Here is a 23,746-nt window from a genome sequence, read left to right as displayed (position 1 = left end):
ACTTTTTATGGATAGTTTTTTTAACAACCAGCGTATTCTTGAAATTATCTGGAAACGCAAAATGCACTTTGTGATCATCGGAATTGTTGCAATTCTTTTGTCTGCTGTTTTTTCCAGTCCCACTTTTATCCGGCCGAAGTTTAAGTCGGTGGCACGGGTTTACCCCACCAATATCTGGACATTGAGCAACGAGTCGGAAACAGAGCAAATGATCGAGGTACTGAATTCAAACGACATCAAATTTAAGATGTTCGAAGCTTTCAACCTTGCCGATGTATATGAGATTAACAAAGAGGATCCGAAGTTTATTACCTACATGCTCGACAAATACAGCAAAAATGTTTCGGTAAGCAAAACTGAATTTGAAACGGCTGAAATCAAGGTGATGGATTACGATCCGCAACGTGCTTCCAATATGTGCGATTCTATTATTTTGTACTACAACAAGAAAGTAAGATCGTTGCATAAACAGAAGGACAAGGAAATGGTGATCATTACCCAAAGTGCACTGGATAAGAAATATACAGAACTTGCTGGTGTTGAACAGCAACTGGATAGTTTGAGAACCGCTACGGGCATTATCAGCTTCAATGAGCAGGTTCCGGAGCTAACCCGGGGATACATGACTGCCCTGGCAAACGGAAGAGGCAATGCACCTGACACCAAAAAAATTGATCAGTTGTACAACAGCTTTTCAAAAGACGGTGCAAAGGCCACCCTTCTCGAAGCCAGGTATAACCGGACCTTGAATGTTATTGACTCCTTGACCATTTTGCACGACATGCATGTGACGGAGTATGAGAAGGACATTACTTACAGCCATGTTGTTGAATACCCTTTTCCTGCTGACAAGAAATCGTACCCGGTTCGCTGGCTGATTGTATTGTTGTCAACCGTTTCGGCCGTGTTCCTCGGATTATTGGTATTTCTGGTACTCGATTATCAAAAAGAATAGTGCGGGTGTTAAAAAGCAAGCAGATAAAGCTTTCTCTTTTTTACTTCATTTCCATTGGTTTTATACTTCTGAATCTTTGGTTTGTCGTAAAAAAAGACATGCTGTACCTGAATGCACTCCCGCTGGTAGCTGCACTCTTGCTGGCAGCGGTATATTCTTTCGACAAGATCATTTACCTCATTGTTTTTTTCTCGCCTTTATCGTTGCCGCTTAGCGAGTTGTCTTCGGGTTTTGGGTTCGACATGTACCTGCCCACCGAACCATTGATTTTTGGCTTGCTCATCATCTTTTTTCTGAAAATACTACAGGAACGAAAATTCGACAGACGGATACTTTTGCACCCCGTATCTTTGGTGATTTACCTGAATCTGTTCTGGATTCTGATTACCAGCATCACCAGTACAATGCCATTGGTTTCCTTCAAGTTTCTTTTAATGCGCATCTGGTTCCTGGCGGTACTTTATTTCCTTACCGCCAAGCTTTTTTCGCAGGGGAAAAACATGGAGAAATATGTTTGGCTGTATGTCATTCCGTTTATGATGGTGATTTTTTATGCCACATTTCGCCACCTGGTATATGGACTATGGGACAAGCAAGCTTCTCATTTTGTGGTAATGCCTTTTTTTAACGACCATACCTCTTACGGAGCGTCGCTGGCATTTTACCTGCCGTTCCTGCTTATGTTTGTATTCGATAAAAGCCAGTCGAAAAGGTGGCGGACTTTTGCCACGTTTGCCTTTTTTGTGGTTCTGATGGGTTTTGTTCTTTCATACAGCCGGGCAGCCTGGTTAAGCTTGCTTGCAGCTATCGGTGTTTGGGGAATATTGCTTCTGAAAATCCGCTTCAAAACCATTTTTATCACGGTTGTCACCGTTGGGACTCTTTTCTTTGCTTTTCAGCAGCAAATTTTAATGAAGCTGGAACAAAACTCGCAGGAATCTTCGGCCCACCTAGGTACGCATATTTCTTCGATGTCAAATATTTCGACGGATGCCTCCAACCTGGAACGCATCAATCGCTGGAGTTGTGCCATACGAATGTTCCAGGACAAGCCTGTCTTCGGGTTTGGCCCCGGCACTTACATGTTCCAGTATGCTCCCTATCAATTAACAAAGGAGCGCACCATTATTAGCACCAATGCCGCAGACGGAGGCAATGCACACAGCGAATACCTGGGGCCCTTGTCTGAATCAGGCGTATTGGGTCTGCTCACCTTTTTACTGATTATTGGAGTTGTACTATACACGGCTATCAACACGTATACACGCACAACCGATCCACGCTTAAAGAAGATTGTGCTGGTTGCCCTACTCGGCCTAATTACCTATTATGTTCATGGATTTCTCAACAATTTCCTGGACACCGACAAGCTTTCTGTTCCTTTCTGGGGATTTACTGCTATGATAGTAGCCATCGATATTATTTCCAGGGAAAATCCGATCCGAAAATCATCAATTAATTTAACTAACGCAGATTAGTTTAATTCAGAATTGAATGTCCGTTTTGTATCATGGTTATCAGTAACACGTCATGCTGAACTTGTTTCAGCATCTATTACTCAATAGGATCAGTGGTTTGCAAATGAGACCCTGAAATAAATTCAGGGTGACGCCCTAATTGTGATTGATTTCGGACATTCGGATTCAGAATCGTCAATGCTTCATTTTTCCTTTTTCCAAAATTATTGGGATTCTGAACAAAACCCATCTTCCGTTTAACAAAACAAAATGCAATATTATTTATTTATTCACTGAATTCCAGCACTATACATTATTAAATAGGACAGCGGGATAAATACGTTGCAGGGATTCGGGCAAAATGAAAAGGGCAGTTCAACAACTGCCCTCTTAAATGTTAACCCCCAAACACACAATAGGTCAGAACGACCTATGACACAAAGCTAAATAAATTTGAATACTATGCAAAGTTTTTTTTTATTTTTTTTGGTTCAGTCAGCAGTCAATTGCAGGACAGGAGTTTATCTAAAAAAGTGTTGTTAGGAAAAATCGAATGGTAAGCTTACTCTTCAATCAATAAGAAAAAAAGAGACGGTTTCGTCCAAATTAAAACAATACTGCACTTACACATCTCTTCAGGCAAGTGCAGCATTGAATTTACAGTTTTAGTAGCCTATATTTCATTTAGCATGCCTCGGACTGAGGCGACATCTCCATCGCTTTCTGATTTAAAAGCGCAACTGCTTCAGAATACGTTTTTACATCACGGTTAACCTGCAAAATGTGGTACACAGGATTTGGCTTATCGACCATTTCGCTATATACCGGGTAACGAGTTTGTGTTTTGGGAACGAGCTTTTCCGTGTCGTAATCAAAGAAGAACTCGTCGTGTTCTGCAAATACAAATTCCAGATCGGTTTTTTCAGGTCTTACGATACAAAACCGCGCATACAGTAGATACACTTTCCCGTCCGGCAATCCAAAAAACTTAACCGGAAGGTTCGTCGGAATATATGTCATGTTGGATTGGTGGATTAACTTGGCAATAGCTTTCATATTGAACAAGTTAAACAGATTTGCTAGGCCCCTAATTTAAACAAAAAAAATAGTCAGCAGTCCTTTTTATTAACAGAAAATTGTTAAAAACTGTCAATATCTTATGTTATACAACAGAAATAACCCCGGAGACTTACCAGACCTGAAACCTCTCTGCAACTTCGTAAGAATAAGGCGATAACCTCTTTTTACTTCCTGGCAAGATAATGAATAGCCTGTAGAATCAACTTCTGATAATCGGGGTCAGAATAAGTGCGCTTGTCATGTCCAGGCTGAATATATACAACCCGTGCATTTTTATACCGGTTTTCCCAGGCAACATACTCCATGCTTTTGGGATGCCGCGTGCTAAGTAGCGGCAATACCTTCTCATCAATTCTTACATTTCCGTATACTTCATCAAAAAAACGAAGCTCCCGAAAACCGCGGGTTACCGGCGTATAGTTTTCCACTTTACAATACACCCACACATCGTGTTCGTAGGTCGATTGTTCTCCGTCATCAACTCCTTTACCCTTCTCCACATATTTACCTCCAATAATTCTCTCGAACTCCGGCCACTCCTGATACGAGGCCAAAGAGTGATGCAAAAACAACAATGGTTTGCCTTGTTCCCCCATCTGGCGGTAAGCTTCCCGCTCTCCTACTCCAACCTTATCCCACATATCGTAAAACACGATCAAATCGAAATCTTTGGCAAGATCTTTCGCAATTTTCTGATTGGCGGCAGGCTGCTCAAAATGCTCGTACTCAACCTCACTCATTGCATCGAACAGCTGAAAAAACTGCAAAGTATCGTACGAATGACCACCGGTAACCAGCATTACTTTAATTGGCTGCCCAACAACAGAAAAACACAATGAAGCAAAAAACAGGATAAGTAAAGATTTTCTCATAATACTTCCTTTAACAGATAAACGTTTGGTTCAATGGAAATAAAAATAAGAAAATCAGACCAAAGCGGGCATCTTCTTCAGAAAATTACACAATTCATTTTTCACAAAATACTTCCTTATCCTTCCGCTGACTTCCTTAACACAATATTTTAGCCTATTTTTGGTTTAACCTATTGAAAATATTTTGCCATGAAAGAACTTTTAAAACCCTTTTTCTTATTCTGCCTTTTAACCATCACTTTTTATGCCTGCGACGACTTTGACGATGAAAAGGTTGACGGCAATGAAAACGAATACCTGGTAGAACAAGACCTGGTCACTAGTCATGACCAAGGCATTATCAATTTGACAATTAATTTTCTGGCCACACAAAACCCGGCCCTGAATGAAATCAAAGACAAGTTCACTTCAGGAGTAGATGTATATAAAATTACCTACAATACAACTTTTGATGGAGAAACGGTAGTCGCTTCCGGTCTTGTATGTGTTCCCAAAACACCGGGCGAATACCCCCTGATGAGTTTTCAGAATGGTACTAATACCCTGCACGACGCAGCGCCTACGGAAGCTCCAGACTCCGATTTATTTAAAGTGCTTGAAATGATGGCCTCTTCCGGTTTTGTGATTGCTATTCCCGATTACCTGGGCTTTGGCGCCTCCGACGATATGTTTCATCCCTACCTCCATGCCGAATCTACGGTTCAGTCGGTGATGGATATGCTTCGGGCGGTAAAAGAATTTGTGGAAGAGAAAGGCGCTGTTACGCTCAACAACGACCTTTACATCACCGGTTATTCGCAGGGAGGATGGTCGACCATGCAACTACAGAAAACGATTGAAACCCAATACTCCGGTGAGTTTAATCTGAAAGCCAGTGCCTGTGGTGCCGGACCTTACAACATCTCAACAGTAACTGAAGTTGTAACGACAGAAACGGAATATCCAATGCCTTATTTTCTGGCTTACCTGTATAACAGCTATGCAGAACTGAATATGGAAACTCCCATGGATTCGGTATTTATGGAAGTTTATGCCGATAAAATTCCAGGATTGTTTGATGGGAATCACTCAGGGGCTCAAATCAACGATTCACTGACCACCGTTGTTGCCGATCTTTTTCAGCCCAATTTTATTGCCAACTGGAAAACAGGTGCAACGTTTGCCTCGCTACGCGAAATGCTAAGCGAAAACAGCATTGAAGGCTACAACACCAAGGTGCCTACCTTGCTTCTTCATGGCACTGCCGACACCTATGTTCCGGCAATTTTAAGTTCTAATTTACACCAGCAATTTATGGACAAAGGTGTGAACGCCGAATTGGTTAAACTGGCACCGCTTTCCGGTTTAGACCACTCGGGTGCGATTATGCCGGCCGAGCTGGCTGCCATTGCCTGGTTTATTCAACTGCGGGATGGAGAACTTTAACAATCACATCAACCCTTTTTTTTCCAGCGATTCTTTCACCTCGTTGTGAAACTGCTTGAAATTGACTTTGATTTGTTTGAAGGTTCCGGAATACCCCGGTTGATCTCTCACTGCATCCATAATGGGATCGATGGGCAGAAACAAAACAATCCAATACTGAAAGTTCTTTTGCCCGGCAAATAACTTCAGCTGGTTCAATGCCTCCTCGTTTTGCCCGGTGGCGGCGTAATACGTGCTTAAATTCAGCGAACGATAAATGGAGCGGTCATTATCAGCGAAGTGCTTGTACGACGCTAAGAACTGTTCCGCTTCCTGTGTTTTGCCCAGTTGCTGACAGGTAAAAGCAATTTTGATGTCTTCCTGCGGATACACCGAAAGCTGCAACATCTTTTTTATCCCCAGGTATTTTTGATAGTATTTGTAAGCACTTTCATAATCACGCTGGTAATAACAAATCTTGGCCACTTCCTGAATAATATCGAGCCGCGTCGTATCTTTCCGCGCAGCCTCCAGCAACAGTTCTTTTGTTTGCTGCAGGTTGTTGTCGCGGGCAAATAAGATATACGCTTTTACATATTCCGAATACAAATTCCCCGGGAAATAATCGAGCGAAACATTGATGTACTTCTCCGCCTCATCCACAAAACCTGCCTGAATAAACGCATTGCTGATGTGCAGAAAATTAAAACTCATGGTCACCGGATCAAATCGGGCCGGATCGATCTGCAGACCACGCAAGGTGTACTCCAGGTATTTTCGGGTATCCGGCAGATAGTTGGCGTACAAATCTACCAGGAAAACATACACCAGGTCGTAATTCGGGTTGTACTCCAGGGCCTTTTCAAAATAAGGGACCGCCAGCTGGTATTCGGCGTGCGCCATGTAAAAAAGCGCTTTGGCAATCAGGCTTTGGGGCAATTGCGGATCAAGAAACATGGCCTGATCAGCAAAATAATTGATAGAATCTGCCAAAAGCCGCTCCGAATGATTTTGTTCCAAAAAATAATACGACATGGCCAGTGCGGCGTTTGCCCGGGCAAATTTGGGGTCGAGCACCAGGGCTTCCCGCAGCAATCCGATCGACTTCCGAAGGTTGCCTTTTGCCTCGGTTTGCCGGCTGAGCAAATCAATGCCCTGTAAAAAAAGATCATAAGCCTCCAGGCTCTCCGTCGGAATTTTCTCGATTCTGGATTGTTCTTCCGGAGTCACAATTACCTTGATCTCGTCGGTAATGTCTTTTGCAATCTCATTCTGAAGCGCAAAAATATCGCTGGTATTTCGTTGGTACTGCCGGCTCCAAACCTGGTTGTCGGCACTGGCTTCGATCAGCTGAACATTCAGCAGCAGCTTGTCTCCGATTTTTTGCCCGCTTCCTTCCACCAGGTAGGTCACATTCAACTCCTTTGCAATTTCCCGGATGGTCTTCGTGTGTTTCCGGTATTTCTCCGCCGATGTGCGGCTAATCACCCTCAGTCCTTCAATGCTCTGGAGTTTATTCAGCGTCGACTCCATCAATCCGTTTATGATGTACACATTGCTCGAATCGTTGCTATCGTTAATAAACGGCAATACCGCAATCGATTTTACCGGCTCCGGACTTTCGGCTCCGGGATCCAGAAAATAAACGATAACGACTGCCATCGTCACCAAGAGAAACAAGGAAACAAACAGTACCGGCATACGGAACTTGCGTTTCGGCTTCTCCGAAGTTTCTTCCTCCTCCTGTTCTGCCTGGTATGCGTCCATATTTCCCGGGGAGTATCCGTACTCTTCGCGAAAGCACTTGATGAAATACGACGGACTTCCAAACCCAACCCGGTACGAAATCTCGGACACCGAATAAGCACCTTCCTGAAGCATTTCCAGTGCCTTTCCCAAACGAACTTTCCGGATAAAAAGACTCACCGAAACTCCCTGCAGTTTCGAAACCTTGCGCAACAAATTCGAGCGGCTCATGCCTACAATCTGTGCCAGCTCGTTCACACCAAACTGTTCGTTCGAAAGATTCTCCTCCACAATCTGAGTAAGTCGGCTAATAAATTCTTCGTCGTTACGGCGGGAAGTCGGCATAGTTTATTCGTTTACAACCATCGAAATTAGGACTTTTTTCCTAGAAACGCGAACAAAAAAATCCGGCGCTTTTTCGCCACGAAAGCATCGCTTGCGTCATAATTTACAGGCTTGCGTCATAGCTTTTATTCGCGCGTAAAACTTCATACACCTTGCTGCATACCTGATTAGACCTGCGTCAGCATTTGCCGGAACTTTACATCATCAAAAATCGGGTGACCGGCAAAAACAAAACGATATAAAATGAGCATGAGAATGGAATTCAGACCAAGCGATATGATTATCCGTCACATCATGAACATGCGAATTCCATCTGTCGCCAAAAAAAATTAAAATTTAAACAGATGAAAACACGAATTTATTTCCTCGACAACCTGCGAACCTTCCTGATCCTGTTAGTAGTAGTTCTTCATTCAGGATTGGTTTATGAATCGGTACTTGAAAACAGCTGGATCGTGACTGATCCGGTAAAAAATAACAACATCGGACTGATTCGCATGTACCTCGACCTCTTTGTTATGTTCTGTATCTTTTTTATTTCGGGCTACTTTGTGCCTTCGTCAGCGCAAAAACAGAACAGCTTCAGCTTTGTACGATCAAAGTTCAAACGAATTATGGTGCCGTGGTTCCTGGCTGTTTTTACACTGATTCCGGCCTACAAATTCATCTTTCTGTATTCACGCGGGCTGCCGCAGGAAGAATGGTTCTCGTACTTTCATTTTTTTGAACGTGCCGGAAGCGACCTCTCTTCCTTTGCCAACAACCCGGTCCAAAACTGGCTTTGGTTTTTACCCGTGTTGTTCCTCTTCCAGCTGGCGTACCTTGCCATGTACAAAACCAGGATTCTACAGGTAAATATTTCACTGAAAACCGCTGTTGTACTCACCTTTGCAATCGGAGTTTTTTATGGTGTCACCATCTCTACCCTGGGTTTAAGCGGATGGTACCACTCCTTCCTGTTGCATTTTCAGCGCGAGCGGTTGTTGGTGTATTTTCTGGCCTTTTTGCTCGGAAGCCTTTGCTACAAGCTAAAAGTATTCGAACGCCCCACCCGAAACCGGAAACTGTACATCGCTTCGAATGTGGTTGTTACTTTCTCTCTCGGAATTTTTACCGCAGTGGCGCTGAATACATTTTTTAATCTGATTGATCCGCAACGCCAATACTATTTTATTTCTGAATTTGCCGACCGCGTACTTTATTTCAGTTCGGGCCTTCTGTCGATGCTCACCCTTCTTCACATCTTTCTGTATTCGTTCCAAACCAGCTTGAATAAAACAAACGCCGTTTTAAGCGAACTCAGTCGCAATTCGTACCCGGTTTACATTTTGCACATGGTGGTGATGGGTGTAATCGCCCTTACCCTTACCGGTCTTCCTATCCCTGCAATGCTGAAATTTCTGATTCTGTCTATCGTAACTTTTGTTGTTTCAAACATGATCATTTACACCTGGAGAACAACTTTACAAAAACAAATAAATATGAAAACAATTACCACCTTCGTTTTAGTTGTGCTGATTACGGGAGCTGCCTTTCGCGGATATCCCGAAGCAATTAACGCAGCAGAACCCCTTACCGAAACCCAGCCTCAAAGCCAAAGTTTGCATGCCGCCGTTATCAACAACGATCTGGCTTCTGTCGAAATGCTGATTCAATCGGGAGCCAACGTTGATGAGCGGGAACCGGCCAGTGGTTCCAGTCCGCTAATGACAGCCGCTTTGTTCGGACGAGCAGAGATTGCCCAAAAGCTTTTGGACGCAGGTGCCGACATCGATTACCAAAACAACGACGGTTCTACGGCACTTCACACCGCTGCCTTTTTTTGCCATCCCGAAATTACCAAAAGCTTACTGGCCGCCAGTGCCGACCGTTCCATTCGCAACAAGGCGGGATCTACCGCGCTTGAGTCAGTTCTGGTGCCCTTCGAAATGGTAAAACCCATTTACGACTACATGCAGAAAATTTACGAACCGCTGGGACTTACCATCGACCAGGAACGCATTCAGAAAACCCGCCCTGAAATTGCGAAGCTGCTGACCGAAGAATAGTGATCTGCACACAAATAAAAAAGGAGGTGAATTCACCTCCTTTTCTATTTATAGATTGCAACACGGTACACTACTTTTATACTCTATGCTTTTGAAATGTATCGCAGAAGCTTTGTGTCTTAATAGCTTATCCTGTTTTAAGATTTCAGAAAAATAGGATTTGTCCACGCAGTCTTTCCATTTTCATCGCTTACTTCGCACCTCACCCATCTTGGTTTCTTCTTGCTCAGGTCCCACTCCGCGCTTTGTAAATCCTCTCCTTCCTGAGCATGAAAAACTCTACCGTTACCGGCACCATCTATCCTGAAAGCGATCTTTTTTACCGACGAGCATTCTATTTTTATTTTCATATCCTCACCCAGTTGGAAATCTTTAATTTCAGGTCCGCTGGAGGCATAAAAACAACCGTTTTCCAATGCATCGAGAATACTGCTTTCATCCAATTTTTCAGCTTTTATCATGGTCCAGGCTTTTCCCACTTCTGAGCTCTGGTGTACATCGTCGGTTGCCAAACCCGATAAAACATGTCCCTTGTTCAGCATCTGGTCCCAGTACACATTCCCGTAAGCACTGTCATTCTCCTCGCAACTCTGGTTATACACCTCAACACCAAGGTACCCGTTTACTTCGGTCATCTCCTCGTAGGTATGACCGGTCCAGTACGGATGCGCATAAAATACTTTTGCCCCCTTGCTTTTGATGTCATTGATCATCTCCTGCGCGGGCAAATCGTTGTTGTATTCGTAAGGATGTGGTAAGCCCAGCCCCAGGAAATGGTGCGTTGGCGCTCCCGAGTATGTCTTGGGATGAAACTCAATACTGCTCAAAGCCATAAAGCCGGGTACTGAAAAACCGGATAAATCGTTGGTTTTCCGGTGGTCGGTAATGGCAACAATATCAAAGCCCTTGTCGCGGTATTGTTGAATACGTGTTGGGACATCCACATCTCCATCGCTGTTGGTAGTGTGCACATGAAGCGCGGCTTTGTACCATTTTCCTTTTGCAGCAAAAGGATTCGCCAGGTCTTTTTTATTGGAAACATTTACTTTGGGTTCTCCGGCAAAGGCTTTTGGAACCAGGGCACTTGCAAGCCCTACGCCTGCCAGGCTAAAAAAACTTCTTCGTTTCATGATTTGTTGGTTTTGATTATTTTATTGACTTAATGCCCTGAAAATAGTATAAAATGTTTAATCTGTGAACAAAAAAAAATATTACCAAACAACCCCGCGAGAGGACTCGCGCGGAAGCTGGGGCACTTCACACGGCCGCCTTCTTTTGCCATCCCAAAATTACGAAACGCTTGCTGGCCGCCAGCGCCGACCGTTCCATTCGCAACAAGGCGGGATCTACTGCGCTTGAGTCGGTTCTGGTTCCCTTTGAAATAGTAAAACCCATTTACGACTACATGCAGAAAATTTACGAACCGCTGGGACTTACCATCAACCAGGAACGCATTCAGAAAACCCGCCCCGAAATTGCAAAGCTGCTGACCGAAGAATAGTGATCTGCACACAAATAAAAAAGGAGGTGAATTTGCCTCCTTTTTTATTACGTGGATTGAATTACATAACTTTCTAGAAATTCAAATATGAAACTTGTATTTCCAACTCATTTATTTTCAGTTTAAAGTAAACTATTGATAATTTGTATTACCTGTTATAACTTCTTTGGTCTTACAACAAAGGTTAGGATTGCAAATCCGCTTCAGTAGGGGCTATGTTTCAGCATTTAGCCACTTGAAAATTCCAATGGTTTTTACAACGTTATCAACCAACATAAGAGTGCTTTAACGGATACTAGTTGACTTATTTATATTATAATTCAAGTGCTTCCCATGCACTACCGCTTTTGCAATACCGCTTTACCCTCTTGAATAAGTATTGTATCATTAACAGATAAATTTCTTAAAAAATTCTCATTGACTAGATTACAAATTTTACCCTGACTCCAACTAATCTGTTGGGGAGAATTGTGCCAATGAGCATGTATTAAAATTGGCACTGATATCTCATCATCTTCTATGATAAAAGGAAAGTTATATCTTTTTGGAAATTTCCAATTATCCAAAATTGGAGGTACGGGAGTAGTGACTCTTATCATCTCTTTAATTTTAGGAAATTCAGTTGTATTATAATAGTCGGCTATGTCGTCAGGTTTTTCCATATACTCTGTTCCAGCACTAGCTGTTAAAATCATTAACGGATCTAATCTAATGACTTCTGCATCTAATGTTTTACCAAATGTATTAATCGTGATCAATCGAGCATTTATTGTAGCTTTATCATCAGTAATTTGAATATTGCAGTACGAATCGGCATCAATAGGCATAGCTGAACTATTAAGGCAAAAAATAGTGGATAAGTCTGTTTCTTGTACAGGAATTTCAAAAAAAGTAGAAAACTGTTTTGATCTATTTATAAAATCAGTGATTTTCTCTCCATCCAAAACTTCACCAGTAGATGTAAACATATGTATTGCTCCCATGTTGGCATAAGTCGGTAATTGATAAGTACCTTCTAGAATAAAATCATCATCTTTCGAACATCTTGTAAATAATAATAGCCAAATTGACACTAAAATAAAAATTCGCCTTTTCATTGTCTTACTTATTGCTTTAGTCTTTATCTAATAATTATTCAATTTCTCATAGTAATGTCTTTAACCAAACTCCCATTCTTACGTACCAAGAAGAGTTCATCACAACCTACATCGAAATGCTGGATACATTTACTTCTCAAGTATTACTTTAATTTATACTCCTGAATGGGATGTATAAACTAACTTTTCCGACATCACTCATTTTGGGATAAAAAAGCTTCTATTTTTTAATTGCATTTGGAGTTGTTTCTGGCTTACGATGTATGGGAGTTGAGTCATCTTTCAATTTTTGTTATAGTTTTCTAAAGATAAACATTAAACCAATTCAATAAGTATATCTTTTAATGAAATGTAGAAAATCCGCTGGTGCGGATTTATAATCCGTACCTCAGCCACAGGCTGATAAGTTTATTTCAATTCTATCGAATTGCAAATCGGCGCGAGCTGGGGGCAACTTATTCATTTGCTTAGCACCAATTCCCAACACCCAACGTCAATCCATCTACCGAATTTAAAACCAACTTCCTTAAATTGTGCGACTTTCTCAAAACCAAGCTTTTCGTGCAGAGCCACACTTGGGTCGTTGGGCAAGGCTATTCCTCCAATTACAGCGTGAATATTGCTTTTGGCTATCCGGTTTAATAATTCCCGGTACAGTATTGTTCCAATTCCTTTTCCCTGGCTACCCTGTTTTAGGTATACGGTGCTTTCAACCGAAAACTTATAGGCACTTCTCGATTTCCATTCTGTGGCATAAGCATATCCCACAATTTCGCCGTTTTCTTCGTAAACAATCCAGGGGAGATTTAAATTGTGCGACTGAATTCTATCCTTAATGTCATTTTCAGTCACCGGAATTTCTTCGAACGTAATACAGGTATGGCTGATATAGTAGTTATAAATGGCTGCAAGCGCTTTCGAATCATTGATATGAATATCCCTAATCATTTTCTTATTTCGTTTTTAAGTTAGAGAATGCTGTTTTGTAAGTTTCGTTAACGGTAAACTGTATAAGCATCGGCATATTGCACGGCAAATTTCGTTGTTTCAATGCTTTTTCAAACACCCATGCGAAGAGACTCGCACGGAAGTAGGGTTTATCTGATAATCATTTTATCTCCGAGAATTACCTTTAATCGTTTTATTATGGTATTCATCTTTATTCGGTCATCCGCAGTTAATGCAATATATTCACAATCACCATTCCTTTCTATCTCAATCCCTTCATCACTGATCAATAGTTTGTCAACAGTGCGGTACGACCATGTATTCCACCAAAATTTCCTACCAAACTGAATGTTCGTTTTTTTAAAAAGAACCAGGTAGTTTTCAAAATGGAAGAAAGCTGCAGGTATAAACAGTAACCCTGTCAGCATCGTCACAGTAACTTCTCCTGAAAAATATGAATCTGATTCATTGTTAAACCCGACGACAAAAAGCATTAAACCACCTAAAAACCACAGCAGCGACACCCAATAGCCAAACCGTCTTTCTCCAATTTTTATAATCTTTCCGGTTCTAATATTATTAAATATATACAGCAGATTCAACGCGAGAACAATAAGAGCGACACATGTCAGGATCAATTGATAAGTTAAGCTGTTGTTGTATTGAAAAAGTATGAATTGAAGCAATGCATATGCAATGTATCCGATAACTGTATAGGTTTTATTCATAAGGTTGGTTATTATTATTTGGGATAATTTATTTACAGTACACTTATAATTCGTTTGTCGTTGTTTGTGTAACTTTCTGTTTCCCTTTTATATATTTTCCCGAATGTAGTGTAATGTGCTTTGCATTCTGTTCTGCGTTATTTTCAATGTATTGGGTAATGATTGATTTTTTGATTTCTAAAATAAACATAATTTCTTATCCTTGCTTTCAAGGCATCAAAAAGATTCCGCTGACTGTATGCCATTTCAGGCATGGTGAATCACCAAAGCTTGTCCGGATTTTCACTCACGCTTTGTCTGACAGACATGAGCTCACCGACCAGTTTTTCATCTTATTGACACGGTCAACGGGCCGCCGGAACAATTTCTCATGCCATTGACACAGTCAAAAGCTTGTCCGACGATTTTTTCGGGTCGTTGACACGGTCAAAAGCCCCACCGACCAATTTTTCATCTTATTGACACGGTCAACGGATTGCCGGAACAATTTTTCGGCTCGTGGTGAATCACCAAAGGCTGTCAGAATGATTTTTCATGCGTTGTCTGCTTGACACGAGCCAACCGAACAGTTTTTCATCCTTTGTCTGATAGACACGAGGTGAAAAATCATTTTTTCATGGCTTGTCTGGCTGACGAGAGGTGACAAATCAATTTTTTATGCTTTGTCTGGCTGACACGGGCTGACCAAACAGTTTTTCATCCTTTGTCCGGCTGACGTTTTAAGGAACCGTTCTCTTAAAAAAAGAACGGTTCCTACTTCATTGTAGAAAGCCTGTCCATAACGAATGAAAATACACCAACTTTTCGTCCGGAACTGCTACATGCGCTTTTAACCATCCATTCCGCCGGACGAGGATTCATCTACCACTCCCACCCCTGCACTAGGTACCGGGCTATTAAGCTCCGACATATTCAGCGTCGGGAAACCCTGATTCGATACTGAGGAATCGTTCTATAAAAAGAATGGTTCCCTGCTCCTATCTTGCCTCCCGGAACAGGCGCTAAGCGCGTAAAATAATCAATGCTTTTATTCTATGCCGCAAAAACTATCGCTTGCAAAAGCAGAATTACCACGGATGCAATCGTAGCACGCCCCATCAATCCCATAGAGATTGGCTTATAGTAACATACCAAATGACAACGGAAAACAGAACCCGGTACGCCTACCCGTCACAGACAAGGGTTCGAAAGAAACGGGGCTTTTAACTACTGAATAACGGAATCATCAGATGATCGCGGGCTAACACAGACCTTCAAGGTTTTCGAAACCTTGAAGGTCTTGTTTTTATTCCTTTGTTACACGGTTGCTACCGGTTTCGGGATACCAACTTCTGACTTCAAACTGCCGGCTTCCACCAGCTCCCCTTCCATCGAGAAATCGGAAGCGGAAGTGATTTTAACGTCCACAAACTGCCCGACGAGGTTTTCATCATCAGCCGCAAAACGAACGATCAGTTTTCCTTCGGTATGTCCCGACAGGAACCCTTCTTTCCGGTCGGCGCCTTTTACCAGTACGCGAACGGTTTTTCCCACCAAACTGTTGTTATACGGAAAGTTGTGTTTGCGCAGTTCTTCGGTAAGTATATGCAGGCGGCGCTTTTTCTCTTCGAGCGCAACATCATCGTCCCAGCGGTGACTGGTTGCTCCCGGCCGCGGCGAATAAATGGCGGTGTACGACATGTTGAATTTGAATTCCTCCATCGCCTTGCGCGTGTTGTCGAACTGCTCGTCGGTTTCGCCCGTGAAGCCAACAATAATATCAGTAAACAAAGTTGCCTGCGGAATAATGCGGCGAATGCTTTCCACAATGTGCCGGTATTTTTCCATGTTGTGCTTGCGGTTCATGCGCATCAGCACTTTGTCGTCGCCACTTTGCATGGGCAGGTGAATCTGCTTGGCCAGCACCGGGTATTCGGCAATTACTTCAATTACTTCATCGGTCATATCGCGTGGGTGAGGCGAAGTAAAATACACCCAGAAATCCTTTTTCAGGCGCTTGCCCAATTCACCAATTTCGCGCAGCAACTGCGGGAAGGTAATCTCCTCTCCTTTTTTATCAAGGCCGTACGAATTTACATTCTGCCCCAGCAAGGTGATCGATTTATATCCCTGTGCTGCCAGCAATGCCACTTCGCTTATGATATCGCGCGAAGGCCGCGAAACCTCCCTGCCACGCGTGTAAGGTACCGCACAGAACGAACAAAACTTATCGCACCCGTTCTGAATCGGGATGAATGCTTCGAAATTCGATTGGTAATTGGGTTTTACATCCCAGAACTGCTCGATGTTCTCGTTATGCGGATCGATCCCCACTTTTAAATGAAGCGGAGTGGTAATTCCGTAATTGCTGATCATTTCAGGCAGTTTCGGCAGATCTTTCATCTGGAAAGTGATGTCGAAAAGCTTGAGGAACTTCTCGTGATCGTCGGGCAAAATACATCCGGAAATAAAAGTGATCAGGTTTTTATGATTCTTCCATTTGTTCCATTTGTGAATGCGCGAATACACCTTATCGATGGCTTTCTGCCGCACCGAACAAGCAAGAATTCCAATCAGGTTGGCCTCCTCCTCGTTGTCGGTCCACTGGTAACCGGCTTTATCCAGCACCGAAATCACCCGCTCTCCGTCAGATAAATTCATCTGACACCCCAATGTTATTACGTGATATTTCATGAAAACATGTTCAAAGTTTAAAGTTCAAAGTTCAGTGTACGCTTTGAACTTCCATTTCATTCTATCTTCTATTAAAAGTAAACTTCGGAATAAATGTTCGAGACCGGGATTCCTTTTCCGGTTAAAATATCGAACATCTCGAATATCATCTCACTGTTTCCGCAAAGAAAACAGTTGGTTCCAAGGTCCAATTTCTGCTCTGCCACAAACGCAGTAACGCGGCCTTCAAAATCGCCGTTTTTATCCGCTGAGGTACACAATGTAATTCGCTTTGGATCAAAATCGTTGTGATCGTAGGCTTCTTCCACATAGCGCACACCGTGAATCAATTGATAATCGAGACCGGGATGTGTTTTTACAAAACTGTGAAACGGACTGATACCGGTTCCGGTGGCGATAAACAGAAACTTTTGCGGCGAAAACATATCGGGCGAAAATTTAAAGAAGCCAAAAGGCCCGTCTACATCCAGCTGGTCGCCGGGTTTCAGTCGTTTCAATTTTGCGGAGACTTTTCCGCCTTCCACTTCCCGCACCAGTACTTCCAGGAAATCGTCGTTTTCTCCGCTGTAAACCGAATATTCGCGGCGGTCGATTTGTCCCTTCAGGCTTAAAATCAGGAACTGCCCGGTTTGAAACGGCATTCCGTTTCGCTCCATCCGGATCACAAAAGATGAATCGCTTAAATGTCTTAACTGTATGACTTTATGTTTCTTCAATTTTCTGAAATATTGTTTTCAAAACCGCGACAAAAGTATAAAATATCGGCAAAGTATTTGGGAATGAAGTGCAAAAAAAGACTAATTAGTCTATAATAAACATCTTTCATTACTGCTGTTACAGAATGTTCCGCCCCGATGGGGCTCATTTTTTCTCACCTGGAATTTTCTATTAATATTACCGCAACGCTGTTGCTAGAAAATCAGCTGCGGAGCAGCAAAATATTTATAGAAAAACAGATAATAAGAACCGTTAAGCTGCAGCGCTGCGTAATCGATTTAATTGTTAAAATAGCTACCTTTTCCTGGACAGCAATGAAATATGAATTTTAAAAAAGCCAGAGAATAAGGAATAAAAAAGTGTTGAAAATTGAATAATTTGAGCCAATATTTTCTGATTTCTTATTCCTTATTCCATGTTTCTTATTAAAAAAACATTTATCCTTTTTTTCAAATTCCAGAAAGAAAAAGATGAGCATGCAGGGAAGTTGCATACAAGACAGGAAAAGAGAATGGGTATATACGTATGATAGGAACAGCTTTGACGACCAACAAAAAAGGGCCTCTTACGAAGCCCTGCTCAAATTTTCCTATCCTTCCTCTATTTATAAACCTCCTCTTCTTTCTGATACCCTTCAGAGATTACAGTGAGTTTCAGGTTTTCCTTGTTTACGATCATCCCGTTAAAGAAAACCGTGGGAACCAGCTTTTCTCCGTTGCTTACGGTTTGAAAGGTATTTTCAAAACCTCCGTTTTCCACAAGCTGGGAAGCAAGTTCAGCGGTTGCCGAAGCCATCTTTTCATAAGGTTTATACACCGTACAGGTTTGATGCCCGGCTACAATTTCCTGAAGGTTGGGTAAGTTCGCATCCATCCCGGCCAATAAAACATCGTTTCGGTTGACCTCCTGCAATGCTTTGATCACCCCCATTGCAATACCATCATTGGCTGCAATAATGGCATCCACTTTTTGCGGAAGAGCCAGGATTTTTTTTGCATGTTCATACCCTTCTTCTTCTCCCCAATGATCTGTAAACTCATTGTAAATAATATTGATATCTCCTTTCTCAACCAGGGGCTGCAGCACATTTCGCTGGCCGAGGTACAAAAGCTGACTGTTATTGTCCCCCATTGCCCCACCAATCAAAGCGTAATTACCCGTAGGTTTAATACTGGTAAGATAAGTTGCCTGCAAAGAACCAATCTCAATATTATCCGTCGACACATAATAGTCGAGCTTGCAATTCTTAATCAGACGGTCGTAAGAAATAACTTTAACATTGCGTGCATGGGCTTCTTCTACTATTGCCGCGGCTGCAAACTGATCAACAGGAACAACCACCAAAACATTAACACCATTGGCAAGCACCTCTTTTGCCTGCGCCAGTTGCTTATCAGAATTGTTATCGGCAACTTTTACGATCACCGTTCCTCCCAGTTCCTCTACTTTTTGAACCAGAAAATCACGGTCATTTTTCCACCTCTCCTGATCTAAGGCGTGAATTAAAAATCCAACTTTTACTTTTTCATTTTTCTGTAATGAACAACCTCCGATCAGAAACAAAGCGAAAAAAAACAATGAAATTAATTTAATCGGACGATTCATAACATTGATTTTAGTTCTGTTTCTATTCAATTTACGAATTATCGACGAAATATGTTAACTATATATTTTTTTAACGCTCTGTTTAATAACAGCCTGAATAATGAAACCTTTTCGGGGAAGGAATTAAAAACTTTGAATGTATTCGTATAATTTTTGAATGGGGAGACCCATCACGTTGTAAAAAGATCCTTCGATGTGTGTAATGCCAATGGAACCTATCCATTCCTGGATGCCATAAGCCCCGGCTTTGTCGTAAGGTTTGAAATTTGTAACATAATGTTCAATTTCTTCACGGGTAAGTATTTTGAATTCAACATTGGTTACCGAGTAGAAAGATTCCTGTTTATGAGCTGATGTCAGACACACGCCGGTTATTACCTGGTGTTCTTTTCCACCTAGTCGTTGCAGTATCTCACAGGCTTCATCAAAACTCCCTGGCTTGCCCAATACTTCTTTTCCCAGGCAAACCACGGTATCGGCCGTAATCAGCAACTCATTATCTTTTAGATCATCTTTAAAAGCCTGGGCCTTTAATTCTGCGAGGTATACCGGAATTTCCTCTGTTTCCAGACCATCCGGCCACACTTCCTCCACGTCCTTTGTTCGCACGGTAAATTCGATTCCGAGCGAGTGTAACAACTGCTGGCGCCTGGGTGATTGGGAGGCAAGAATAAAATTGTATTTCGGAAACCACTTCATATCAGAAAGCTCGGGAGTTCAACATTTCAGGAGTAAACCACTTTCCCTGGGCTTTCATGGTTTGTTCAATCACATCGCGTACACAACCTTCGCCTCCATTTTTATCAGAAATGTATTGGGAAATTTTCTTGATTTCCTGAACGGCATCTTTCGGGCACACTGCAAGTCCTACCTCGTTCATCACCCGGTAATCCACCAAATCGTCGCCCATAAACATAACTTCGGCAGCTGTCAGGTTTGTTTTTGCCAGAAAATCATTGAGTGCTTCCACTTTATCGCGCACCTTGTCGTAATAATGTTCCACTCCCAGTTTTTCGTAACGCAGCCTCACACGCTCAATAAAACCACCGGTAATAATCGCCACCGGATAACCGGCTTTTACCGCGCTCCGAATGGCAAATCCATCCTTTACGTTGGCTGTGCGCACCGGATCGCCGTCCTCGTTTAAAGGCGAGATATCTTTTGATAACACTCCATCCACATCAAACACAAATCCTTTAACGTTTAATAACTCGTCCTTAAAAAAGCCCATATTTATTTTTTTTGATGATGGTCAAAAATACTTCTAGAAATTAAATTATACAACGGTTGCATCTCCGGGTATTCAGCCAGTGCCTGCAGATGATCATTGATAATGTTCTCATCGAAACGAACAGCAGGTCCGGTTTGTGCTTCTTTCGGGGGCATTTCCTGTGCTTTTCTGGCGGTTTCCAAAATCAAAGGATGAAGTACCTCGAACGGAATATCCTGCGATTCAAGGAAACCGGCGGCAAGTGCATAAAAATGATTTACAAAATTGCAGGCAAAAACAGCGGCAATGTGCAAGCTTTTCCTTCGTGCAGAATCCAGTATTGTCACTTTTCCTGATATTTTACGTGCCAGGGTGTATAAGAGCTCCTCATTGTTGAGATTATTGGCTTCCACAAAAACCGGAATATCCGTGAAATCTACGATTCGCGTTTTCGAAAAGGTTTGCAGCGGGTAAAGTACTCCGTAATTGGAAGAAAAATCTTTTAGCACCGACATGGGCAAACTACCCGAACAATGTACCACCAGTTTATCCTGAAAATCAATTTCTGCCAATACTTCAGAAACGGCAGAATCTTTTAAAGCAACGAAATAAATATCTGCTTTACTGGTAATTTCTTTGATTGACGTGGTATAAGAGGCATTCAGCTTTTGGGCCAGTAACCTGGCTGAATCTTCGGTCCGGCTGTAAACCTGGGTTACCTTGCCGGCTTTTTCGTTCAGCGCAGTAGCCAAATGAGTAGCCAGATTTCCGGCACCTATGAAGCAAAAATTAAGGCTCATTATTTTTAAATTTTGTCAAAAATAATGAGCCTTACCCACAGTGCCAAAAACTGTTTATGCTAATGCTTTTGTCAACCGGTCGTTTACAACTTCCCAGTTTACAACATTCCAGAAATTGTCGACGTAATCTGCTCTTTTGTTTTGGTAGTGCAGGTAATAAGCATGTTCCCAAACATCGAGTCCCAACAATGGAGTTCCCTTAACTTCAACAACATCCATCAACGGGTTATCCTGGTTTGCTGTAGAAGAAACCACCAACTTTCCTGATTTATCTACCGACAACCAGGCCCAACCACTACCAAAGCGGGTTTTGGCGGCTTTTCCGAATTGCTCCCTAAAAGATTCAACCGAACCAAAGTCTTTTTCGATGGCTTTTTTCAATTCAGCCGGTATTTCGCCCTGCGACGGAGTCATGTTCTCCCAAAAAAGTGTGTGATTGTAATAACCTCCACCGTTGTTTCTGATCCCTTCGGGCTGCTTGCTTATTTCAGCAAAAATTTGTTCCATTGGGGTATTCAGCAATTCAGTTCCTTCGGCCGCAGCCATAAACTTGGTATAATATCCTTTGTGATGTTTCGAATAGTGAAGCTCCATGGTTTGCGCGTCAATGTAGGGTTCCAGGGCGTCGTATCCGTAACCCAGCTCCGGAAAAGTATGTCCTTCAAATGCCTTTGTTTCCGAAGCACACGATGCGAAAGTTCCCAACATTGGAGCAGCAACAGCAGCAACTCCTGCTGTGATAATAAATTTTCTTCTTTCCATAGTTCTTTTTTTGTTCTATTTGTTAAAAGAACATCGGGAAATACAAAAGGTTCGGATAAGTTGATCGATTTCTTCTATACAGGTTTTGGATTCGAGACATCCAGCAAAAGATAATCCTTTGGTACTAAAATAAACAGGGAATAAAAAAAGAAGAAAAATGAGCTGCCCATATGAGCTTCCAGGTTAGAATCGGCAAAATTGGCGACAAACATAAAAACCAGGAAAACCATAAAATACGGATCGCGGTAACTTCTTGTTTTTACAATGGGGTAAATCAGCGCAAACATGATGAAAATAAAACCAAGCACTCCAAATTTCACCATGTAATTCAGATACTGGTTATGAGCCGAAGCATACAAACTCTCACTCAATTTTGAATTGTTCTCCTTAAAAGCATTGGCAAACTCCTGTTTCCAATTTCCGGTACCTACGCCAAAAAACAAATTCTTTTTTATGATGGTGATGGCGGCCCTGGCAAATTCTATTCGTTGGGAAAAAGACTGATGATTGGAATTTCCGGTTTGAGAAAAAACGTAGTATTCCCAGATTGTCTGATAAATCCTCGGATAAAGAGTAAAACGTTTTTCAAAAATATAATTGGCCATGCCCGATTCCACATTTCTTACATCTTGTTCGGTCAAAGCCTTTACTCCCTCAGCATCTTTCCGCAAATTTTTGGAAGTAAGGTAACGGATTAAAGTAGATGATATGCTGTAGCCGTTCGCACCAAGGGAATCATATTTTATTGCTGAAATTTTGTTCCATTCCTCCCGCATTTCCGCCGGGCAAAGATAAAGATTTACATAATGGCCATTTTCAACCATCGGATCTTTGGGGTAATGCTTATAAGGGTTTCCCTGCGAAGTTACCCTATCGAGGCTGTCAACTTCAATTTGATCGATGTCATAAAAAGTATTAACAGCATTTACTACATACAAAACCGGGAATAACACGGCAAGTCCCAAAACGACTGTACCTGCCAATCGCCATTTCTTATTTACATGAATTAAAAGGTAGAATATAAAATAAATGATGCTGGCACTTAAGGCCAATATTCCGGTTAACGATTGCTGTAAAAACAAATATCCAAGAAGAACAGCAATGAGGGAACCGATTAAAACCTTTTTGTTTAAGTCGATACTAATGAAATTCTTTAGTAACAGAAATACAAAAAACCACGCCAGCAGTACTAGTTGAAAGCTAAAACGAATATGTGAAATCAGGCTGATTTTATGGATGGCAAAGCCTCCGGTATTTTTCATGAATGGCCACTGAATCAAGGCGATTATGATTGCCAGTAGAACAGAACAGGTAAAAGTATAAAAAACATATCGAACCTGCTTTGAATTTAATTCCTTTCCCAACATAAAAGCGAAAGGAATCACCAGATAAAACAGTGTTTTTTGAACATCGTAGAACGAAGTATCTCGTGTAATAAACGTACTTACCACGTACATCACAAAGATCAGAGGGACCAGTAAAAGCACTTTCCGTTCGCTTAAACGATTTATCTTGTTCCGGAAGGAATCTTCAAGAAGGGCAACCAAAAGCATTACTCCGCTAAAAACAGAAACCAATGCCTGCGATAAAGGCAATGCTACAACAAAAGCAATGAGTGATACAAAAAACCAGTTTGAGTCGATTAGTTCGGTTAAGAATTTCTTCATTCAAGAATAGCTTTTGATAATGCCAAAACGGTAATTGGATAAGTTTATTGCATAAAAAAAACCTGGCTCCTTATGGAACCAGGTTTTAATAAAGTTGGCAGCGACCTACTCTCCCACTGTTACGCAGTACC

At 41.9% G+C, this 23,746-nt stretch carries 20 protein-coding genes; 5 read left to right on the top strand and 15 right to left on the bottom strand.

Translation table 11 applies throughout. From position 1 onward, the window contains the following. Window positions 1-7: 7 nt before the first annotated feature. Together D1614_RS00105 and D1614_RS00100 are read left to right on the top strand one after the other, a co-directional pair. Entirely contained in the window at window positions 8-955 is a 948-nt protein-coding gene (locus D1614_RS00105) for a Wzz/FepE/Etk N-terminal domain-containing protein (RefSeq protein WP_119435850.1), read from the top strand. A 5-nt stretch (window positions 956-960) separates the two neighbouring features. Continuing rightward, entirely contained in the window at window positions 961-2,433 is a 1,473-nt protein-coding gene (locus D1614_RS00100; RefSeq protein WP_147383936.1) for an O-antigen ligase family protein, read from the top strand. 663 nt (window positions 2,434-3,096) lie between these two features. On the opposite strand, the gene D1614_RS00095 is transcribed toward D1614_RS00100, so the two are convergent. Both D1614_RS00095 and D1614_RS00090 read right to left on the bottom strand, forming a co-directional pair. Beyond that, a complete protein-coding gene (locus D1614_RS00095) occupies window positions 3,097-3,468 on the bottom strand; it encodes a hypothetical protein (RefSeq protein ID WP_119435848.1) in 372 nt (123 codons plus the stop codon). Window positions 3,469-3,656: 188 nt separating this feature from the next. Continuing rightward, window positions 3,657-4,364, bottom strand: a complete 708-nt coding sequence (locus D1614_RS00090; RefSeq protein WP_119435847.1) for a ThuA domain-containing protein — start codon at window positions 4,362-4,364, stop codon at window positions 3,657-3,659. A gap of 189 nt (window positions 4,365-4,553) precedes the next feature. Here D1614_RS00090 and D1614_RS00085 point away from each other — a divergent pair, with 189 nt between their 5' ends. Continuing rightward, window positions 4,554-5,789: an alpha/beta hydrolase family protein gene (locus D1614_RS00085; protein ID WP_119435846.1), complete on the top strand. Its 1,236-nt coding sequence runs from the start codon at window positions 4,554-4,556 to the stop codon at window positions 5,787-5,789. A 3-nt stretch (window positions 5,790-5,792) separates the two neighbouring features. Here D1614_RS00085 and D1614_RS00080 read toward each other — a convergent pair whose 3' ends face one another. After that, window positions 5,793-7,859, bottom strand: a complete 2,067-nt coding sequence (locus D1614_RS00080) for a helix-turn-helix domain-containing protein (protein WP_119435845.1) — start codon at window positions 7,857-7,859, stop codon at window positions 5,793-5,795. Window positions 7,860-8,203: 344 nt separating this feature from the next. On the opposite strand from D1614_RS00080, the gene D1614_RS00075 reads away from it, so the two are divergent. Then, window positions 8,204-9,907: an acyltransferase family protein gene (locus D1614_RS00075; RefSeq protein WP_119435844.1), complete on the top strand. Its 1,704-nt coding sequence runs from the start codon at window positions 8,204-8,206 to the stop codon at window positions 9,905-9,907. Window positions 9,908-10,044: 137 nt separating this feature from the next. Here the strand turns inward: D1614_RS00075 and D1614_RS00070 are convergent, their stop codons facing one another. Beyond that, window positions 10,045-11,037 (bottom strand): CehA/McbA family metallohydrolase, encoded by a 993-nt coding sequence (locus D1614_RS00070; RefSeq protein WP_119435843.1) that lies wholly within the window; start codon window positions 11,035-11,037, stop codon window positions 10,045-10,047. A 170-nt stretch (window positions 11,038-11,207) separates the two neighbouring features. On the opposite strand from D1614_RS00070, the gene D1614_RS00065 reads away from it, so the two are divergent. Then, the gene (locus tag D1614_RS00065; protein WP_119435842.1) at window positions 11,208-11,408 is read left to right on the top strand and encodes a hypothetical protein; all 201 of its coding nucleotides are present in this window, start codon (window positions 11,208-11,210) and stop codon (window positions 11,406-11,408) included. Between the two features lie 338 nt (window positions 11,409-11,746). Here the strand turns inward: D1614_RS00065 and D1614_RS00060 are convergent, their stop codons facing one another. From D1614_RS00060 to D1614_RS00005, 11 genes are all read right to left on the bottom strand, one after another. Further along, window positions 11,747-12,505 carry a hypothetical protein gene (locus D1614_RS00060; protein ID WP_119435841.1) on the bottom strand — a complete coding sequence of 253 codons (759 nt, stop codon included), beginning with the start codon at window positions 12,503-12,505 and terminating at the stop codon, window positions 11,747-11,749. 459 nt (window positions 12,506-12,964) lie between these two features. Next, window positions 12,965-13,453 (bottom strand): arsinothricin resistance N-acetyltransferase ArsN1 family B, encoded by a 489-nt coding sequence (locus D1614_RS00055; protein ID WP_119435840.1) that lies wholly within the window; start codon window positions 13,451-13,453, stop codon window positions 12,965-12,967. Between the two features lie 149 nt (window positions 13,454-13,602). After that, entirely contained in the window at window positions 13,603-14,181 is a 579-nt protein-coding gene (locus D1614_RS00050) for a hypothetical protein (RefSeq protein ID WP_119435839.1), read from the bottom strand. Window positions 14,182-15,477: 1,296 nt separating this feature from the next. Beyond that, on the bottom strand, window positions 15,478-16,854 hold the full coding sequence (gene miaB, locus D1614_RS00045) for a tRNA (N6-isopentenyl adenosine(37)-C2)-methylthiotransferase MiaB (protein WP_119435838.1): 1,377 nt from the start codon (window positions 16,852-16,854) through the stop codon (window positions 15,478-15,480). 71 nt (window positions 16,855-16,925) lie between these two features. After that, window positions 16,926-17,570 carry a ferredoxin--NADP reductase gene (locus tag D1614_RS00040; RefSeq protein WP_147383935.1) on the bottom strand — a complete coding sequence of 215 codons (645 nt, stop codon included), beginning with the start codon at window positions 17,568-17,570 and terminating at the stop codon, window positions 16,926-16,928. Window positions 17,571-18,171: 601 nt separating this feature from the next. Then, window positions 18,172-19,176: a sugar ABC transporter substrate-binding protein gene (locus D1614_RS00030; RefSeq protein WP_119435835.1), complete on the bottom strand. Its 1,005-nt coding sequence runs from the start codon at window positions 19,174-19,176 to the stop codon at window positions 18,172-18,174. A 123-nt stretch (window positions 19,177-19,299) separates the two neighbouring features. Further along, window positions 19,300-19,875, bottom strand: coding sequence for a Maf family nucleotide pyrophosphatase (locus D1614_RS00025; RefSeq protein WP_119435834.1), 576 nt, complete (start codon window positions 19,873-19,875; stop codon window positions 19,300-19,302). Window position 19,876: 1 nt separating this feature from the next. Then, window positions 19,877-20,407 (bottom strand): KdsC family phosphatase, encoded by a 531-nt coding sequence (locus D1614_RS00020; RefSeq protein ID WP_119435833.1) that lies wholly within the window; start codon window positions 20,405-20,407, stop codon window positions 19,877-19,879. A 2-nt stretch (window positions 20,408-20,409) separates the two neighbouring features. Then, window positions 20,410-21,186 (bottom strand): Rossmann-like and DUF2520 domain-containing protein, encoded by a 777-nt coding sequence (locus D1614_RS00015; protein ID WP_119435832.1) that lies wholly within the window; start codon window positions 21,184-21,186, stop codon window positions 20,410-20,412. 54 nt (window positions 21,187-21,240) lie between these two features. After that, the gene (locus D1614_RS00010) at window positions 21,241-21,948 is read right to left on the bottom strand and encodes a superoxide dismutase (RefSeq protein WP_119435831.1); all 708 of its coding nucleotides are present in this window, start codon (window positions 21,946-21,948) and stop codon (window positions 21,241-21,243) included. Between the two features lie 74 nt (window positions 21,949-22,022). Continuing rightward, entirely contained in the window at window positions 22,023-23,615 is a 1,593-nt protein-coding gene (locus D1614_RS00005; protein ID WP_119435830.1) for an O-antigen ligase family protein, read from the bottom strand. Window positions 23,616-23,746: the final 131 nt, after the last annotated feature.

The sequence above is a fragment of the Maribellus luteus genome (assembly GCF_003576475.1).
GTDB classification, from domain to species: domain Bacteria; phylum Bacteroidota; class Bacteroidia; order Bacteroidales; family Prolixibacteraceae; genus Draconibacterium; species Draconibacterium luteum.
This window is presented reverse-complemented; position numbering and strand designations above follow the sequence as displayed.

What these genes read in the sequence shown, in the direction of transcription:
- D1614_RS00105 (WP_119435850.1), top strand. Translation starts at nt 8, where the DNA reads ATGGATAGTTTTTTTAACAACCAGCGTATTCTTGAAATTATCTGGAAA.
- D1614_RS00095 (WP_119435848.1), bottom strand. Translation starts at nt 3,468, where the DNA reads ATGAAAGCTATTGCCAAGTTAATCCACCAATCCAACATGACATATATT.
- D1614_RS00090 (WP_119435847.1), bottom strand. Translation starts at nt 4,364, where the DNA reads ATGAGAAAATCTTTACTTATCCTGTTTTTTGCTTCATTGTGTTTTTCT.
- D1614_RS00085 (WP_119435846.1), top strand. Translation starts at nt 4,554, where the DNA reads ATGAAAGAACTTTTAAAACCCTTTTTCTTATTCTGCCTTTTAACCATC.
- D1614_RS00080 (WP_119435845.1), bottom strand. Translation starts at nt 7,859, where the DNA reads ATGCCGACTTCCCGCCGTAACGACGAAGAATTTATTAGCCGACTTACT.
- D1614_RS00075 (WP_119435844.1), top strand. Translation starts at nt 8,204, where the DNA reads ATGAAAACACGAATTTATTTCCTCGACAACCTGCGAACCTTCCTGATC.
- D1614_RS00070 (WP_119435843.1), bottom strand. Translation starts at nt 11,037, where the DNA reads ATGAAACGAAGAAGTTTTTTTAGCCTGGCAGGCGTAGGGCTTGCAAGT.
- D1614_RS00060 (WP_119435841.1), bottom strand. Translation starts at nt 12,505, where the DNA reads ATGAAAAGGCGAATTTTTATTTTAGTGTCAATTTGGCTATTATTATTT.
- D1614_RS00055 (WP_119435840.1), bottom strand. Translation starts at nt 13,453, where the DNA reads ATGATTAGGGATATTCATATCAATGATTCGAAAGCGCTTGCAGCCATT.
- D1614_RS00050 (WP_119435839.1), bottom strand. Translation starts at nt 14,181, where the DNA reads ATGAATAAAACCTATACAGTTATCGGATACATTGCATATGCATTGCTT.
- miaB (WP_119435838.1), bottom strand. Translation starts at nt 16,854, where the DNA reads ATGAAATATCACGTAATAACATTGGGGTGTCAGATGAATTTATCTGAC.
- D1614_RS00030 (WP_119435835.1), bottom strand. Translation starts at nt 19,176, where the DNA reads ATGAATCGTCCGATTAAATTAATTTCATTGTTTTTTTTCGCTTTGTTT.
- D1614_RS00025 (WP_119435834.1), bottom strand. Translation starts at nt 19,875, where the DNA reads ATGAAGTGGTTTCCGAAATACAATTTTATTCTTGCCTCCCAATCACCC.
- D1614_RS00020 (WP_119435833.1), bottom strand. Translation starts at nt 20,407, where the DNA reads ATGGGCTTTTTTAAGGACGAGTTATTAAACGTTAAAGGATTTGTGTTT.
- D1614_RS00015 (WP_119435832.1), bottom strand. Translation starts at nt 21,186, where the DNA reads ATGAGCCTTAATTTTTGCTTCATAGGTGCCGGAAATCTGGCTACTCAT.
- D1614_RS00010 (WP_119435831.1), bottom strand. Translation starts at nt 21,948, where the DNA reads ATGGAAAGAAGAAAATTTATTATCACAGCAGGAGTTGCTGCTGTTGCT.
- D1614_RS00005 (WP_119435830.1), bottom strand. Translation starts at nt 23,615, where the DNA reads ATGAAGAAATTCTTAACCGAACTAATCGACTCAAACTGGTTTTTTGTA.